At 58.3% G+C, this 15,468-nt stretch carries 18 protein-coding genes and 1 CRISPR repeat array (1 of these 19 running past the window's edge); of the genes, 7 read left to right on the top strand and 11 right to left on the bottom strand.

Annotation, left to right across the window (positions count from 1 at the left end):
- Positions 1 to 594 precede the first annotated feature (594 nt).
- Positions 595 to 1,560 carry a sensor domain-containing diguanylate cyclase gene (locus ACRY_RS18490; protein ID WP_011930708.1) on the top strand — a complete coding sequence of 322 codons (966 nt, stop codon included), beginning with the start codon at positions 595 to 597 and terminating at the stop codon, positions 1,558 to 1,560.
- Between the two features lie 445 nt (positions 1,561 to 2,005).
- Here the strand turns inward: ACRY_RS18490 and ACRY_RS01055 are convergent, their stop codons facing one another.
- From ACRY_RS01055 to ACRY_RS01045, 4 genes are all read right to left on the bottom strand, one after another.
- Positions 2,006 to 3,022: an IS1595-like element ISAcr1 family transposase gene (locus ACRY_RS01055; protein ID WP_007421341.1), complete on the bottom strand. Its 1,017-nt coding sequence runs from the start codon at positions 3,020 to 3,022 to the stop codon at positions 2,006 to 2,008.
- 236 nt (positions 3,023 to 3,258) lie between these two features.
- Positions 3,259 to 3,501: a hypothetical protein gene (locus tag ACRY_RS19430; RefSeq protein ID WP_155856297.1), complete on the bottom strand. Its 243-nt coding sequence runs from the start codon at positions 3,499 to 3,501 to the stop codon at positions 3,259 to 3,261.
- Between the two features lie 571 nt (positions 3,502 to 4,072).
- On the bottom strand, positions 4,073 to 4,618 hold the full coding sequence (locus tag ACRY_RS01050; protein WP_011930709.1) for a cytochrome b: 546 nt from the start codon (positions 4,616 to 4,618) through the stop codon (positions 4,073 to 4,075).
- Positions 4,611 to 5,204: a YceI family protein gene (locus tag ACRY_RS01045; protein ID WP_231295211.1), complete on the bottom strand. Its 594-nt coding sequence runs from the start codon at positions 5,202 to 5,204 to the stop codon at positions 4,611 to 4,613. Before ACRY_RS01045 ends, ACRY_RS01050 begins: the two co-directional genes overlap by 8 nt.
- Before the next feature lie 392 nt (positions 5,205 to 5,596).
- Between ACRY_RS01045 and ACRY_RS19425 the strand changes: the two genes are divergently transcribed.
- From ACRY_RS19425 to ACRY_RS18475, 3 genes are read left to right on the top strand one after another with little or no spacing between them, the layout of a single operon-like run.
- Complete coding sequence (locus ACRY_RS19425; protein ID WP_155856296.1) at positions 5,597 to 5,986, top strand: hypothetical protein; 390 nt, start codon at positions 5,597 to 5,599, stop codon at positions 5,984 to 5,986.
- A 22-nt stretch (positions 5,987 to 6,008) separates the two neighbouring features.
- On the top strand, positions 6,009 to 6,296 hold the full coding sequence (locus ACRY_RS19420) for a hypothetical protein (RefSeq protein ID WP_043508881.1): 288 nt from the start codon (positions 6,009 to 6,011) through the stop codon (positions 6,294 to 6,296).
- 11 nt (positions 6,297 to 6,307) lie between these two features.
- Positions 6,308 to 6,640, top strand: coding sequence for a hypothetical protein (locus ACRY_RS18475; RefSeq protein ID WP_011930712.1), 333 nt, complete (start codon positions 6,308 to 6,310; stop codon positions 6,638 to 6,640).
- A gap of 3 nt (positions 6,641 to 6,643) precedes the next feature.
- Here the strand turns inward: ACRY_RS18475 and ACRY_RS18470 are convergent, their stop codons facing one another.
- The 7 genes from ACRY_RS18470 to ACRY_RS01010 form a co-directional block, all read right to left on the bottom strand.
- The gene (locus ACRY_RS18470) at positions 6,644 to 6,790 is read right to left on the bottom strand and encodes an MbcA/ParS/Xre antitoxin family protein (protein ID WP_331271359.1); all 147 of its coding nucleotides are present in this window, start codon (positions 6,788 to 6,790) and stop codon (positions 6,644 to 6,646) included.
- Positions 6,791 to 6,967: 177 nt separating this feature from the next.
- Positions 6,968 to 7,519, bottom strand: a complete 552-nt coding sequence (locus ACRY_RS01035; protein WP_011930713.1) for a hypothetical protein — start codon at positions 7,517 to 7,519, stop codon at positions 6,968 to 6,970.
- Positions 7,519 to 8,517 carry a Holliday junction branch migration DNA helicase RuvB gene (gene ruvB / locus ACRY_RS01030; protein WP_081432825.1) on the bottom strand — a complete coding sequence of 333 codons (999 nt, stop codon included), beginning with the start codon at positions 8,515 to 8,517 and terminating at the stop codon, positions 7,519 to 7,521. Before ruvB ends, ACRY_RS01035 begins: the two co-directional genes overlap by 1 nt.
- Positions 8,514 to 9,134: a Holliday junction branch migration protein RuvA gene (ruvA, locus tag ACRY_RS01025; protein ID WP_011930715.1), complete on the bottom strand. Its 621-nt coding sequence runs from the start codon at positions 9,132 to 9,134 to the stop codon at positions 8,514 to 8,516. The genes ruvB and ruvA overlap by 4 nt, the downstream gene beginning before the upstream one ends.
- 150 nt (positions 9,135 to 9,284) lie before the next feature.
- Positions 9,285 to 9,467, bottom strand: a complete 183-nt coding sequence (locus tag ACRY_RS01020) for a hypothetical protein (protein ID WP_043508880.1) — start codon at positions 9,465 to 9,467, stop codon at positions 9,285 to 9,287.
- A 53-nt stretch (positions 9,468 to 9,520) separates the two neighbouring features.
- The gene (locus ACRY_RS01015; RefSeq protein WP_011930716.1) at positions 9,521 to 10,720 is read right to left on the bottom strand and encodes an RNA-guided endonuclease InsQ/TnpB family protein; all 1,200 of its coding nucleotides are present in this window, start codon (positions 10,718 to 10,720) and stop codon (positions 9,521 to 9,523) included.
- Positions 10,714 to 11,343 (bottom strand): IS607 family transposase, encoded by a 630-nt coding sequence (locus ACRY_RS01010; protein WP_043508878.1) that lies wholly within the window; start codon positions 11,341 to 11,343, stop codon positions 10,714 to 10,716. The genes ACRY_RS01015 and ACRY_RS01010 overlap by 7 nt, the downstream gene beginning before the upstream one ends.
- A gap of 199 nt (positions 11,344 to 11,542) precedes the next feature.
- Here ACRY_RS01010 and ACRY_RS01005 point away from each other — a divergent pair, with 199 nt between their 5' ends.
- The 3 genes from ACRY_RS01005 to ACRY_RS00995 all read left to right on the top strand — a co-directional run bounded on the left by ACRY_RS01005 (position 11,543) and on the right by ACRY_RS00995 (position 14,852).
- Positions 11,543 to 11,956, top strand: coding sequence for a hypothetical protein (locus ACRY_RS01005; RefSeq protein ID WP_011930718.1), 414 nt, complete (start codon positions 11,543 to 11,545; stop codon positions 11,954 to 11,956).
- Positions 11,953 to 12,777, top strand: coding sequence for a hypothetical protein (locus tag ACRY_RS01000; RefSeq protein ID WP_011930719.1), 825 nt, complete (start codon positions 11,953 to 11,955; stop codon positions 12,775 to 12,777). The genes ACRY_RS01005 and ACRY_RS01000 overlap by 4 nt, the downstream gene beginning before the upstream one ends.
- A gap of 74 nt (positions 12,778 to 12,851) precedes the next feature.
- A complete protein-coding gene (locus ACRY_RS00995; RefSeq protein WP_043508877.1) occupies positions 12,852 to 14,852 on the top strand; it encodes a replication initiation protein in 2,001 nt (666 codons plus the stop codon).
- Between the two features lie 588 nt (positions 14,853 to 15,440).
- Positions 15,441 to 15,468: a CRISPR direct-repeat array (repeat unit 29 nt) (it continues 2,380 nt past the right edge of the window).

The following is a 15,468-nucleotide window of genomic DNA, read 5'->3' as shown; positions in this document are numbered from 1 at the left end:
TAAGACGACTCACATGAACCCCGGGCGACCATAACGGACGCAAGATGGTGACCTGCCAGGATAATTTACTCCGTTTGGGATTAGTGTCCGGCCTTGGTTGAGGGACGGACAGATGAATCTGCCTGGCGTAATGCCGATGGACGTGGAGCCCCTGGATGGGAACAGAGCCGTTACAGGCTGACGCCGCTAAATGATTACCAGGTTACGGCTCAGCATCGGCCGGCCTTTTTTGAACCATTGATGAGTGCAAGGGTTTTGTCAGGCAGCCGGAAGCCATCTCTCGGGTGCCGGCAGCGCACAGGCGCTGGTCCGTTGGGCAGACATTTGCGCGAACCCATAGCCCGAACCTACGGTTGATTTTTGGATAACTCTTGACCTTACACGTGCATTTGGTAATCTTTCTTTACACAAATGTCATCTAGCAGCTCAGATACGTCCAATAGCCACACGTAATAACCTCCAAGAAGAGAATTTTCTTGGAATCGTGAAATGGCAAACAAAAAAGTAAACTGGTCTACGAATTGATATGAGCCTTAACGTGAAAAGTGATACTTCAATAAATTCTGAAGTATCGTCTAAATGTGGTAAAATACAATGGATATTACAAAAGTATTGGAAAATGTTGATAAAAATCAAATTCATAAAATAATAAATTATTTACCAATTCCAATTTTCATAATAGCTTCAAATTATCGATTCGTTTCTGTAAATAAACCTATGTGTAACTTTTTTGATTGTACAATCGAAGCGTTTCTCAGAAAAACTGATGATTTTATAATTCCCAAGAAGAATATCGACGCCTCCCGTAAGATTACGGATGAAATATTTTCGAGCGGCCAGCCGTATGAAGACGAGGAGATTTTAACCGATGGCAGGGGTGAGCAACATATTTTTTTGATCTACAAGCGATTGATTCACCTACAACAGGCTGGGTACGAAACTCCATTTGTCATCACTGTCTTGATGGATGTAACCCGGTTTCGTGAAGCCGAAAAAAATGCCACGCACCGCGCCCTCCATGACACGCTGACCGGCCTGGCCAACCGAAGCCATCTTAACCAGCGCCTTAAGGAGGCTGTCACCGTTTCCACTGCCAATGCGCAGGGGTTTGCGATCTTGCTTCTGGACCTCGATGGCTTCAAATCGATCAACGATAGGTTTGGTCATCAGGCCGGCGACCAAATCTTGTGTGTCGTTGCCAAAAGGCTGACGGACACCATTCGTAGAAACGACGTTGTGGCTCGGCTTGGCGGCGACGAATTTTGTATCGTCCAAGCCAACGTCGACCATCCTGACCAGGCACACGAATTGGCCGACCGTGTTGTACATGCGGTCAGCAGACCCATCCCGTTCGGCTCCATCGAACTTACTATCTCTGCATCTGTCGGGATCGCTCTTTTCCCGGAAGACGGTGATGGACCAGACGCACTGTTACGGAAGGCTGACCTAGGGCTTTATCAAGTGAAGGGGAATGGTCGAGCAGGCTATCTTCGGCACGCTTTAGACGCACGCTCATTGCAGTCCGACGGCAGGAACCACGCGACAAATGAGTGGAATTGAATGATGAAGGGCCATGGTTGAAAGAGGTGATGAGGTCTGAGAAGGCAGCGTTCTGGTGTGGATCGAGGCTCGGGCATCTGAGGCTGCGGCCCGGTAAGATAGAGGACGCTTCGCGTGGCCTGGCGCTGTGCAACTCGCTCGGAAAATATGCTACATACCGAGCGAGAAAGGAAAGCTGCCCGTAATGCTGGACCTGCCGATTCCAAACGACGCGACGAAGCTCTGGCTGCGATCCGGCTGGTCGCGGTTTAATCGTACTGATGGCTGTGAGATCACTCTCAATTGGACCAAAGTTGGCTTTCGCTGGCAGGCTATGGTGCCAAATTTCCATAATAGTAAAAGAAGTGGATGGATTATATTAAAAGATGAAAACGGCATTGTAGACTTTAAAAAATACTCACATGCAATGAGGCTTGTAGAGCAATATATCTTGCCTATCCGGTTGTTACCCACACCCACTAAATGTAGGGTGTGTCCATTCCCCGGAATAAAGCTCGTCAAAGGTTGGTGCGGCTGCCCTACCCGCGATTCCGAGCAGCGAGCGGAACGCGTTGAAGGGATAGAGGCGCCGGTTGAACCGAAACGTGAATTCATTGAGGTAGGCTTGTAGATGTTTGGCGCTGACCCCGTGATGGATGCCGTTGATCCAGGTCTTCAGGTTGGTAAAGACCAAGTGGACGATCGGCAGGAATTCTTCTGCCACCTCCGGGTCGCCGCATTCGGCGATTGCATGGTGGTCGAACCCGCGCCTTCCGAGACCGGCATAGCCGCTCCAGTCGTCGGTAACGATCAGCGATCCGGGAGCAACGGCGTTTTCGACGAATCCGCAGAGCGAATTGGCGCTACGGTCGGGGACAACAGCGAGACGAACGCGTCCCGCGTAGCGACCGTCTTTCCGATTGTCGAGCTTGGTTCCCGGTTTCCGGTGGCGCACCTCCACGGCACAGGCGACGAGAACCTTGTGATGGACACCCCGTCCATCGCCTCGGGTTCGTCCTCCAACCCACGTTTCATCCACTTCGACGTGTTCTTGCGGCGTGTCGCCAATCTTGTCGCGCTCGGGGCGCACCATCCCGGCGCGCAGCTTATGAAGGATGCCGAAGGCGGTCTCGTAGCGCGACAGGCCGAGTTGCCGCTGAAATTGGACGGCCGACATTCCGGGCGTCTGGCTGGCGATCAAGTAAGCCGCCCAGAACCAAGTCGACAGCGGCGTGTGACTGCGTTCCATAACGGTCCCAGCCATCAGGCTTACGTCTTTGCGACAGGCCCGGCAGCGCAGAACGCCCGGGCGCGCCTCGAAACGGAACGGCTCGCCAACGACGCCGCACCTTGGGCAGGCGAACCCTCCATTCCAGCGGGCGCTTTCGAGATAGGCGGCACAGGCCGCGTCGTTCGGGAAAATACGCTGGAATTCCGGCAGAGACTGCGGGAACGGCAGGTCTTCACGGGCCAGGACATCCATGCCCAACACTAGATCTAGTAGGTATGGGAGTCAACCGGATAGGCAAGCAATATATTTCAAAAAATGAGAAAAAATAAATTTATATCATGAAATATATAGATAGTAATATTTTTATTTATTTATATTTTTCAGAAATTATTTCAAATAGATATTGTTATGAGCAATTATCTATCGACAAGATTAAAAAAGATGGAAACTATATAGAATTATATAAATCCACAGTTTATGTGGCCAAATCAAACTTTCTTATGCAGCCGACGTCCGGCTAAAGAAGCTGATTTTCTGGATATATTTGGTCTATTTTCAATGATATTTGTAAGGTTATCGATTATCAAACTATCTTTTGTTTGATTTATACTTACCAGAAGCACTGCAGCTTGCCTCAAATATTCGACAGCCGTAATATATATACTTTTTTCATCGTGACCGAACTCGGACATCGACTTGCCCTCTGTTTGTGAATCTGCCGAATTAATCATTTTGGATTATCCCTATGAAATGACAAATTTCACGCTTACCCACGATATTGCTAAATATCTAAAATCTTTCATTTATGCAACCCATAGTAGCACATTCTTGGTTAGGATGCATTTTGCGAAATCTACAGATCGTAACAAAATATTGCGATATTCCATATTTATCTGATTTATATGGAGAGTTTTTTGCTTCAAACGGCGGGACTTTGGCGAATTTGCACAACCGTTGGCTGTGCCCCCTACTCCGGCTGTTCCTGGGTTTGAGCGAGACGATCTGCGTAGCCGCGGCAGGTATGTCAGCGACGGCAGCAGTCTTGCTCCCAGTGACACGTTCGACTGTATCGAAGACCCCGGCCCGGTAGACGGTTATCGTCTTGCGCAGAAGACACGGCATATGATGAATCGGGACGATCCGTACCTATAAGCATCGGTCGCGCCGGCGGCGCATATACCTCGATGATGATCGTCGCGGGTTTGATCGCGCCGACGAAGCTGGCGTGATGAGGGCCGCAGGTGCCTGCCAACCCCGATTTCACACGGGGGTAGGTGCATCGGGGCCAAGGACGTCGGCGAGTTAGCGGGGCGGCGCGCGCCACATCTGACGCAGGAGGAGGCGACCGCGGCGGTGGTGGCGGATCGCTTGCAGCGCGTGGCCAACAGCGAGCGCGATCAGGATGATTGCCGACCAGCGATGGATAGGCGCCAGAAGGTCGAAAAGATGCGGGTCAGGGCCGATCACCGAGGGAATCGGGATCACGCCGAGAAACAGGGTCGGGAAGCCCGATGGCGCGGAGCAGGCGGTCAGGTAGCCGAGGACCGGGACCGCCAGTAGCAAGCCATAGAGCAGGGCCTGCCCCGCTGCGGCGGCGCGACGCTCGGCGATGGACAGCCCGTCCGCTTCGGCTGGGCGGCCGTGGCGGTTGCGCAAGCCCAGGCGCCACACAACCAGGGCGAAGACGGTCAAGCCGATCGTCTTGTGCAACTGGAAGAGGAGGAACTTCACCAGCAGATCGCGCAGTGGTACTGCGACCATGATCCACGCAATGGCGAAGCCGGTGGCGACGAGGCCAGCGGTCCACCAGTGCAGCCGGCGCTGCGCGGGACGCCAGGCTTCAGCCATGCCCGGACGCCAGGACGAGGATGCGGGCGTGGATGACGATGTGGACCCTGTTATCGATGAAAACCGGGTCGGCGACGATGCCGAACGCCTTGCGGCGGACGGTGCCGGTAATTGTGAAATCATCGATCGTATCACCGGCCGTGGGGTCCGTTGCGGTTTTGACGAGGTGAGCCGCGAGGATCACGGGTCGCGTCACGTCCCGCAGCGTGAGCTGCCCATGGACCGCGTAGTGGCCCGGTGCCGTGGCCGTGACGTTTCCGCTGGTAAACCGGATCTTGCCGTAGCGCGCGACATCGAAGAAATCCGGAGACCGGATCATCGCACTTTCCTGCGCCCAAGGTGTCACGACAGAGGCCGTGGGGATGGTGACGCTCACCCTCGTGCTGGTCGGGTGTGCGGGATCGATCAGCAAGGTGGCATCGAACTGCGCGAAATGGCCACGGGCGCGGAAGAAGCCGAGCGTGCCTACGCTGAAGCGGATGGTGCTGTTCCTCTGGTTGAGGTGATAGAGTTCGGCGGCTCGGGCCGGTGTGAAGGCGCTGAGAGCGAGCAGGGTGACGGCAGTGAGTGAAGGCGCGCGATGCATTCGGCGTGGGCTTCCGTCAACAAATACACCTCTTAAATGAGCCGGATACGGCGCCTGTAAAGATGCGTGGCGGGACGCGCAGGCAAATCCGTCCGTCACGCTACACTCTGTCGGCATTGGGGGGGGATCGAAATAATTAGATAGCATAGCAAAGGATATTGACCAAGAATAGCCGAATAATATAATAACAATGGCAACGACAATTTAGCTATCATAATATGAGACACTTAAAAAATTATGAGAATGACAAGAAATGCAATAATAATATTTTGGCGATTTATAGTTAAATTTTCTTGATTTATGATAAAAAATTGGAAAACGGAGTTTTAATTATGCAAAAATGATAAAATATCAAAATGTTGATTTTTTGAAATAAATTAGGAGTTTTTGCGATGGAACAAATTGAATTGTGGCTGTTAACAACATCTATCGTCTATGTTGTAAACGAAAATTTTTTAAGCAAAAATCTTATTTTTGAAATTGTAAACTATTTTTACAAAAATGGAATTCCAGATATCATTATTATTGATAAATTTGGAAACAATTCAGAACTATGTACAAAGAACAAATATTTTAGATACTTTTCAAAAGATAATCCTATATCTGTAGATGATATTATAAAAACCCCAGAGAATTATTTTTGTATGAATAATATTGTTATTATTATGAATAATCATATATATTATCATTCAGGATATATAAACAGAGATTATTTAGATAATATCATATATGATATGACTAGAATTTTTCAAAGTGACGTTAAATATGTGGATATAGACTGATATCTCACCGACGTAGGGCTTTATGCCGCTGGTAAAGGGGCAGTTTCGGCTTGGGGCCCATACGTACGTCGAGGACCAGGATCCACTCCCGGTCGAACTCAACCATGCCGCCAAGGACGGTCAGCATCAGCCGGCCGTGCGGGGTGGTGGCGTCGGCCCCGCCGACCCCGAGGGATCTGAACCCGGTGCCCTTCTCGGCGAGGAGCCGAGCGCGCCGGCGCCGATATTCAGCATCGATTTCGAAGCGATGGCACAAAAGGAGCAGCCGACTGGCCGGCTGCTCGAATTCCCCGCCTTCGGCCCGGGTTGAGGGAGGGCATCATGAGCCGTTCGACCAGTCCGACCGCGGCACCCGCACTCCGCGGCGTGGGCCCCAACCTGATCCTGAATGGCAACGGCTTCTACGTGTCGTACAACGACTTCGACCGCGGCATTTATGGCGGCGACACAACGGCCCTGGTTCTCGGCCAGATGGAGCGCTTCTTCATTCTGAACGGCGACCACCGTGGCCAGTATGCCCCCCCTGATCGAGCGCGGCTTCGATGCCTGTCTCGCCTATTTCCGGGACAACATGGAGCTCATGAACTTCCGCAGCGACCTGCCGCCCTGCCCCGACACGGCTGGGGAGGCGACGCCGACCCCGTGAAGGGCTGAGCCTCAGATCGAAGCGCGGCGGGCGTCCAGGTAGGCGACGACATCCACGAGTCCCTGCACGGAGGCGAGAAGATCAATCGGGCGGGCCCCGAGGGCGGAGTTCGGCGCGGCTATCCAGTCACGGGCGGAGCGCTCGTCACCGCCGGCGATTGCATCCAGCGACCGGAAGGCCCGTGCCCACTCTCTCCGCTCACAGGCATGGCTTCAGATCCTCTCCGCAAATATTCAGGCTCGGAAAGGTGACGAGGCAAGCGATCGTGCCGAATATCCTTGCATATGCGAGCAAATGCCGCCGCATATTAAAGGTTTTGACGAGGGCAGCCACACTCAGAAGGGCGAGTGATGCTGGGCGACCAACGCCTGACCGGGGTACCGGCTCGCCTCTTCAGCCAATCCCGCCAGACGGCCAAGCCACCCCGACGACACCCTGAGCGCGGTCCGCCACTCGGCCGTCCCGGCTGCCTGGATCAGCAGGTGCACGAGCACCGTACCCGAAGCCTCGTTTGCGCCCCGGATAATCGCAAAGGGCGGGCGGTGGGCAACCAGGCCGGGGCTAGCCTTGAGATCCTGGCTGGCAATCCCATCGGGCATCTCGCGCGGCAAGGCACGGCGCCCCGAGCTGCGCATCATCGTCGCGATGCGCTTGTCGGCGGCATGGAAAACCACTGCGAGGTCGCTGAGGGCTGACGCCGGCATCGCGTCTGAGATCTGCCCGTAGAATTCATCATCGCCGGAAAACAGGATTGCCGCGCCGGCCGGGTGCGCTGGATCGCCCATGTCGATGCCGATCAGAAAGATGTCGTTCTGCACGGTCGTCGTGAACAGCGGCGCGAGCTGATCAACCGTCCCCATCAGCCGTTGGTCGCGACGGTGCTGCATCACCGTGCCTCCACCTCGTAAGCCTTGGGGGTGAGAACCCGGCCGCGGCTGGTCCGCGTGATGATCCCGGATGCCACCAGGAACGGCTCGATCACGTCCTCGATGGTCTCGCGGGCCTCCCCCAGTCCGGTAGCCAGGGTGTCGATCCCGACCGGCCCGCCGCCATGGACGGTGTCGATCCAGTCGATGTAGCGCCGATCCAGCTTGTCGAGGCCGCGCCGGTCGACCGCCAGGCTCGAGAGCGCCATGTCGGCGATCGTGTCCGTGATCGCCACGACGCCCGCCACCACGGCGAAATCGTGCACCCGGCGGAGCAGCCGGTTGGCAATACGCGGCGTGCCGCGCGACCGGCGGGCGATCTCCATGGCCCCCTCCGGCATCATCCCGATACCGAGCATGCCGGCCGAGCGGGTGACGATCCGCACGAGGTCCTCGGGCGAGTAGAATTCCAGCCCAAGATGAATGCCGAACCGGTCGCGCAGCGGCGCCGGCAGCGATCCCGACCGGGTGGTCGCCCCGATCAGGGTGAAGCGCGGCAGGTCGATCCGCACGCTGCGGGCCTGGGGCCCCTCCCCGATCAGGATGTCCAGCGTGAAATCCTCCATCGCGCCGTATAGGATCTCGGCGGCGGCCGGCTGCACCCGGTGAATCTCGTCGATGAACAGCACCTCGTTCGGCTGCATCGTCGTCAGCACCGCGGCGAGATCGGCCGCCCGCTGAACGGCGGGCCCGATGATCGTCTTCAGGTTGCAGTTCATCTCGTGGGCGATGATCTGGGCGATCGTCGTCTTGCCGAGGCCGGGCGGGCCGTTCAGCAGCACGTGATCGAGGCTGACACCGCGGATCAGCGCCGCCCGGATGAATGTGGCCAGGTTCCGCATCGTGTCCGCCTGGCCCACGAAATCGGCGAGCCCCTGCGGGCGGAGCGCCGGCGACATGTCGTCATCCTCCAGCGCGACGGGTGTCCGGACCGGAGTCCGTTCGATCGTGGAACTCATGCCGCCGCTCCCGTGGTCATGCCGGCTGCGGCCTGGAGTGCGCGGGCGACGAGTTCCTGCTCGGTGTCACCGGGCTTCGCGCCGTTGAGTGCGAACTGCGCGGCGGCGCGGGCTGCCGAGGGGGCGTGGCCGAGACGCTGCAGGGACTGGGCGAGCTGATCGGCACTGAGGCCGAGATCGAGGCGGGCGGCCGGGGCGGGCATCTCGGCCGCCAACTTCGCTGCGTGGCTCTCCAGCTCGGAGATCAGCCGCTTCGCCGCGGCCGGGCCGATCCCCTTCACCGCGGTCAACGCCTTCTGGTCTGCCTCGCGGATGGCCCGCCAGAGCTCCTCGGGAGCGAGCTGTGAGAGCAGGTTCAGCGCCGTCGCCGGTCCGACGCCCTGGACGCCGACCAGCTTGCGGAAGGTCTGCAGGTCCGCCGGGGTCGCAAAGCCGTAGAGCGAGATCTCGCTGTCGCTCATCCGGGTCTGGATCAGGATGGTGACCGGGCCCGCCTCGCCCTCGATCATGTCGAGCGTCGCGGACGGCACGTGCACGCCATAACCGACGCCATGCACGTCAATGACGCACTCCTGGTCGCCGATCCGCCGGGGAATTCCCGTAAGCTGGGTGATCATCGCGGTCTCCTTTGCAGCATAATAATATAATTTATGAAAAGTGTTTTCAATTTTATTCGTGCGTCCAGGAGGGGCGGAAACCCACCCCCTGAATACGCTCCTGGTGCTGACGTGCTTGGCGCGATGGTCGGGCGGTGATGTGGCTCAGGCTCAGGTGAATGTGAACTCAGGCTCCGCCTCCGGACGAGCCTGCAGAGCGCCTTCCCAGACCTCGATCTTCAGGTCATCCAAGATGGTGGACACCTCGAGGCTGTCCTCGGGGTCATCAGCCAGATTTTCCGAAATAGACTCCGCGGCTTCGCTTCCGGCGATCTCCGCTGTTTCTGCATCCATGACGGATGACCGCTCTCCAGAACCTACGCAAAACTTCGCATAGCTGATTAGACCTATGCAGCAAGTTTGCTGTCCGGTTCCTGCTTCATCGAGGCTCGTTTCACGCGGGGCTTGCGCACCGCGTCAGAGCGATCCTCTCCACAGGCTGACACCGCGAAGCTCGCGGCCATATTTTCAAGGTTGCGGGCCGCGTTGTGGTCCCGCCCGGCCTCATATCCACATTCATCGCAATGGAACAGTCGCTGCGACAGCGCCAGTTCGGCCTTAACCGAACCGCAGCAAGAACAGGTCTTGCTTGATGGAAACCAACGATCCGCGACGACTACGGCCGCACCATAAAATTTTGCCTTATACTCAAGCTGGCGGCGAAACTCGAAGAAGCCGCCATCCATGATCGAACGGGCGAGGTGGCGGTTTCTGGCCATGCCGCGCACGTTCAGAGCCTCGATGCCGATGCGACGATAGGTCTTGGCCAGCATCGTCGTGGCCTTGTGCGTGGCATCCTTGCGAATGGCCGAGATACGGGCGTGGAGCCGGGCCAGTTTGGCCTTGGCCTTACGCCGGTTGGATGAGCCCTTGCGCTTGCGCGTTAGCGCCCGGCTGGCGCGACGCAGACGCTGGAGCAGGGCCTTATGTGCCTTCGGGCCAGGAATGGCTTCTCCGCGGCTCAGAGTGGCCAGGGTGGTGACGCCCAGATCGACACCGACAGCGGGAAGGGGCTGCACCACGGGCTTGATGTCGTTTGTCTCCACCATGATCGAGGCATACCAACGGTCTGCCTCACGGCTGACGGTGACCCGCTTGAGCTTGCCGGTAAACCGCAGAGCCTCATGCAGCCGAACCCATCCCACTACCGGCAGCTTGATCTTCTCGCCATCGGTGCGGAATGTGCCAGCCTCATTGGCGGCGCAGAAGCTGTCACTAACGCCCTTCTTCTTGAACCTGGGATAGCGACCGCGCTTCTCGAAGAAATTACGGAATGCGCTTCCCAGGTCGATGATGGCCTCTTGTGCCGCGCATTTCGTCACGTCGAACATCCACGGGAATTCTTCCCGCTTTAGGCCGTTCAGCCTGCGCCGCAGGCTGGCATCCGACGGCGCGGGGAGACTTGGGTCATCTTTGCGGGCTGTGAATTGGCGCTGCCACTCCGCCAGAGCCCAATTCCACGCAAAGCGCGCCGTACCGGACGCACGGGCAAAATAGGTCCGCTGTGCGTTCGTCGGGTCCAGGGCGATGCGGTGGGCAATCAGCATGCCGCGGATTCTTCCACGGCACGCTTCACACCGTCCAGCAGCTTCTGGTTCTTGTGTGAGCGTGAGCCATAGAGCCGCGCTGAAAACACTGTGATGATCTCCAGCACGTCCTTGGCGAGGTCTTCCTCGAAGGTCGTATCCTCACCTTGGTTGAGGATCACCACCTCGACGTTTTTGGCCTCGCAGATGGCAAACACCAAATCCGCCCCGAATCGAAGCAGGCGGTCTTTATGAGCGATCACCAATCGGCCCACTGAGCCGTCGATGATGGCTCCAAGCAACTTCTTGAGGCCCTTCTTGCGGTAGTTCATGCCTGACCCAAGGTCGGCGACAATCTCGAATTTCCAGCCCTGACGAGCACAATAGAGTTCGAGCACCTGCTTCTGCCGTTCCAGATCATCCTTCTGGTCGTGGCTTGACACGCGGGCGTAGGCGATGGTGCGGCGGTCGGCCTCGTCTTCCGCATGGAATAGATCCGGCCGGAGTTTTGCGATGTCGTAGCGGCGATGGCCGCCCGCGGTGTGGTCGGCGACCAGCTTTCCTGCTGCCTCCCAGCGCCGCAGGGTTGTGATCGACACACCCAGCATCCGAGCAGCCTCGCCAATGCCAACCAATCCGTTCATTGTGATTAGTATAGTATATAATTGAATAGTATTCAAGAAAACTGTTCAACCCCCAGGTGGGGCGAAGGGCTTCGTCAAGCTCCTCCTGATCCAAGTTTATTCAAGCCACCTGTAATCGACCAACGGGTATTCGCCGCCGGGCGCACCGCAGGGCGCACTATCGCCTGTTGCTTACACATCGCGCACGTATGCTGACCCCATGTCTGCGCGCGCCCGCAAAACCGGTGGCCTTTTGCTCGGGATCCTTCGTGTCGAGGGAGCTCCGGCCCAGACGCGCTATGAACTGTTCCCCGACGAGCAGGGCCTGATCCGCTGGCGGCGCGCGATGCTGCGGCGGAACTGGCGCGAATGGGTCGCGCCGGCGATCGACTCGGCCATCGCGGAAGGTCAGCTTCATGACGTCCGCCTTCTCATCTCCGATCCGGAGATGCTGACCGACCGGCAGGTCGACGAAGTGTCGCTGCTATACAAAATTGCCGTGACTTTTGAAGCTATACCCAATATGACCGTTCTCCGGGATGAGCCTGTCGCCGTGCGTGACCAGCTCAGCCTGTTCGGTGACGAGAGCGAGGCGGTCGAGGCCGATCCGCTCATGGCCGGACCCTCACCATGATCGACGGTCAGGAGCACGACGTGGCGGCAGAGATCCGGATCCCCCTCATCGAGGGCGCCTTCTTCGCCGCGCGCGACCGGCTCGCCTCGGAACTGGCCACCTCCGGCTTTGATCCCCATGTCGCGGCCGCCGGCGCCAACCAGATCGGCGAGGCCATCCTCGAGAGTCCGACCCAGAACGAGGATGCAGCCTGGCTGATCGCCGCGATGGCGCCGGCCGGCATCGCCCGCCGGCTTGCCGGGACTGACGCGCGCAACACCCGTGCCGCCCTGATCCGGGACGGCATCGCGCCGGACATCGCCCGTGCCGTCGTCCAGATCGCCCCCGTCTCGCCGCGCGGCCCGCAGGCGGCCCTTCGTCAGCTCACCCGTGTTGCCGATGCCATGCGTGTCGGCATGGACGCGGTGGTCGAGGCGATGCGCGGCCGCCTGGTCGACAGCCTCGCCGCCCGCGGCATCGTTCCGAAAGTGGCCCGCGAGATTTCGGCAGCACTGCCCAAGGCGGCGATGCGCGCCGATCTGCACCTCTCCGAGGCGATCGCCAACCAGGCCGCCTATGTGCTGGAGACCCATCCGAAGCTGGGCGCCATGTCCGCGGTGCACGGCGTGATCGCCTATCGCCGTCTCGGCGAGTCCGCCGCCATGAACCAGCTGATCCACGACCTGCGCTACGCTCCCGCGGTCGCGGCGGCGCCCGAGCCGATGCCGGCCGGCGTCATGGAAGCGATCGAGCTGTCCCAGCGCGCCGTCGATGCCAATCTCGCCAACGCCAACCGGGTCTACGTCGAGGCACTCGACGACAGCCCGAAGCCGGGGAGCTGACGATGGTAAAGTCTGCCGTCGTCCAGATTGCCAGGCCAGCCCCGGCACGCCGTCGCTCAGGATTGCGCCTGAGGATGCTCGGTCGAACGATTGCCAACGAGTATTTCTACCGGGGTGGCAGCGCCGCGCGGCGCGGTCCGACCGGTGCGGATGTTGCGAGCCGGCGCATATCGCCGGACGAGTGGCACGACTACACCCTGGCCATCTCCTGCGCCCGCCGTGCCATGAGCAAGTTGAAGCGTGATGCGATCATGGCATCGCGTCGTCATGATCGGCCAGATGATGACGACCTGGTGGAGATGATCGAGAAGCGCCGCCACCTCCGCGCCGAGGTAAAAAAGCGCATCGGAGCCGGCTTGGTACTCGAGCCTGACATCTCGTGCGGCGCTTTCGTTGACGGCGTTAAGCTGCGTGGCTTCCGATCCAGTCTCGATCCGATCCTCAAGCTGTTTGTTTCGAAGCTCTGCAAGGGACGATACACGCGTCGGGGCAGCAGACTGCCGTCAATCTCGTCGAGTCGTGACAAGGCGAGCATCTTCCCGTGCCCGAGCAAGGCCCTCGCGCTCGACGACGAATATGTCACATTCAATCCCATGATGCGTGGCGTGTTCAGGGTCGATCTCGACAGGGATTTTGCTTCAACGGAAGAATGTCAGGAGAAAATCCGCGAACTGAGGCTTCCCGCGCCGAACATCATCACCGGGGTTTCCACCAGCGGTGGCAAGCTGCGCAGGCCGCACGTCTACTTCGTCGTAAAGCACAGCGTGTGCTTTACAGGAAATGGGCGGAATGGGGCGAAAGCCCTCTTCAAGCTGATCGGCACGATCCTGACCGAGCGCCTGGCCCCGCTTGGAGCCGACCGCTTCGCTACCAACACCCTGCGCGGCAAGAACCCGCTCTGTGAGAGATTGACGACTGCTGTCGTCTACAGTGAGCCGTATAGTCTCGGGTTCGATCCGCACGGTTGCGAGAGTCTCGCCGACCTGCTCGATCTCGGCCAATATCGAGGAAAGTTTTCGAATTTCGGCGCTGCCGAGGATATGCTCCTGCGCGATGGCCGCCGGGGCTCGAACGCGGTCTTCAGGACCGTAGGCCGGCTGTGCGCACGGCTCGTCCATGAATTTCATCCGGAATCCCCGCGCCGGTCGGCCCGCTACCGGGCAAATCTCGTCGGCACGGACCACGCCCTCGAGGACTTCGAGGATGCTGTCCTGCGCGGCGCGCAGCAGTACTTCGAAGACTGCGAGCAGCTGCGCAGACAGTGCGCCAAGAGTGCTCGCTACTTCTTCACCCGGTACGACGCGCGGATCGCATCGGCCAATCGCCGGCGTGGCGCCATGGCCGCCGAGCCGGAGTATCTCGCCGCGCTCTCCAAGCGCGAGAAGCAGCAGGCGGGGGGTCGCTACGCGGCGCTGAAGTGCAAGGAGGCGACCCTGATCCGGCTCGCCGTCGCCGCAGAGGAAATCGGCCACCTCGCCGAGGATATCGGAGTGTCTGAGCTCGCGCGCGCCTCCGGTGTCTCCAGGATGACAATCTACCGCCACAGGCACGAGCTCGAGAGAGGGCGTTATCTACTCGCGGAAATGCGGGAAAACGGGGCCGCGCAGGGTGATCACACGATACACGCAGGTCCCACATCCGACTGTAACATCCAGTGCTTGGATAAAAGGGATACGGGTAAATCGGGATCGCTAGAAGAAATGGGCACCCCGGGGGCGGAACATCCGGAGGGCGTCACCCAGTCCAGGCGTCAGTTCATAAAGCGTCGTGGCTCGCGATTTATGGGATCTAAAAGCGGAAAAGTCCGGGTTCATGCGCTAAATCCCGTATTTATCCTCGAAATTCCCGGTGGATCAGGCGCAAAGCGCCCTCGCATCGTCAGAATTCGTGACGACGTGGACGAACTCGCATATGAAGCCGCGGTCGAGCCCACAATTCGATTTATTGACGATTTCGGCCGCGAGCGTATGGGGAATGAGCCTGTGATTTACGCCCACAACGGCGCTGTCGCATGGAAAAATCCAGATTTTGCTGACAGGCGTAACCTGAATTCCGCCAACAGACGCAGTAGTTGATTTTTTCGGTGCCGTGCAATTTCGCAATCGCCTGCATCGCTGATGCGTGATAAATTCGAATTTCCTGGCAATTCGACGGCGCCGAGACCACTCGAGTCATAGTGACGAATTGATAGATTGGCACCGCATCGACGTTCAGCATGCGATCGACGCCAGAGACAACGAAGCCGTCGAATATCCACCTTATTTCATAATTTGCGACGCCATTATCGATCACATCGTTTATCGATCCGACCGTCCTGAAAATTCCGAATTTTGCGAGCGTGCTCTCTCGGAATCATGACGCTCGTCCGCATGGGAAATTCGGTTCTGGATCTGGATTATGAGCTGGCCCGGGCGGTATGGCTGAGGGGCTTGTCGCCGGGGTCAGGCTTGTCGTCGCCCGCGTCATTCGTGCGCCCGGCCGAGGCGCTCGTCCGCATGGGAAACGCGGTTCGGAAACTGAATTATGTGTGTGGCTCTGTCGTCGCGGCTGAGGGCAGTGTCGTTGCGGGTCAGGCTTGTCGTCGCCTCCGCCACTCTTGCGTCCGGCCCAGGCGATCGTCTGCGCGGAAACGCGGTTCGGCCGTAGAGCGACTGCAGGTCATACGGTTCATCCCCGCGCCTGCGGGGAACA

The sequence above is a fragment of the Acidiphilium cryptum JF-5 genome (assembly GCF_000016725.1).
GTDB classification, from domain to species: Bacteria; Pseudomonadota; Alphaproteobacteria; order Acetobacterales; family Acetobacteraceae; genus Acidiphilium; species Acidiphilium multivorum.
The sequence above is the reverse complement of the archived record's forward strand: the minus strand, read 5'-3'. Positions and strand labels throughout refer to the sequence as shown.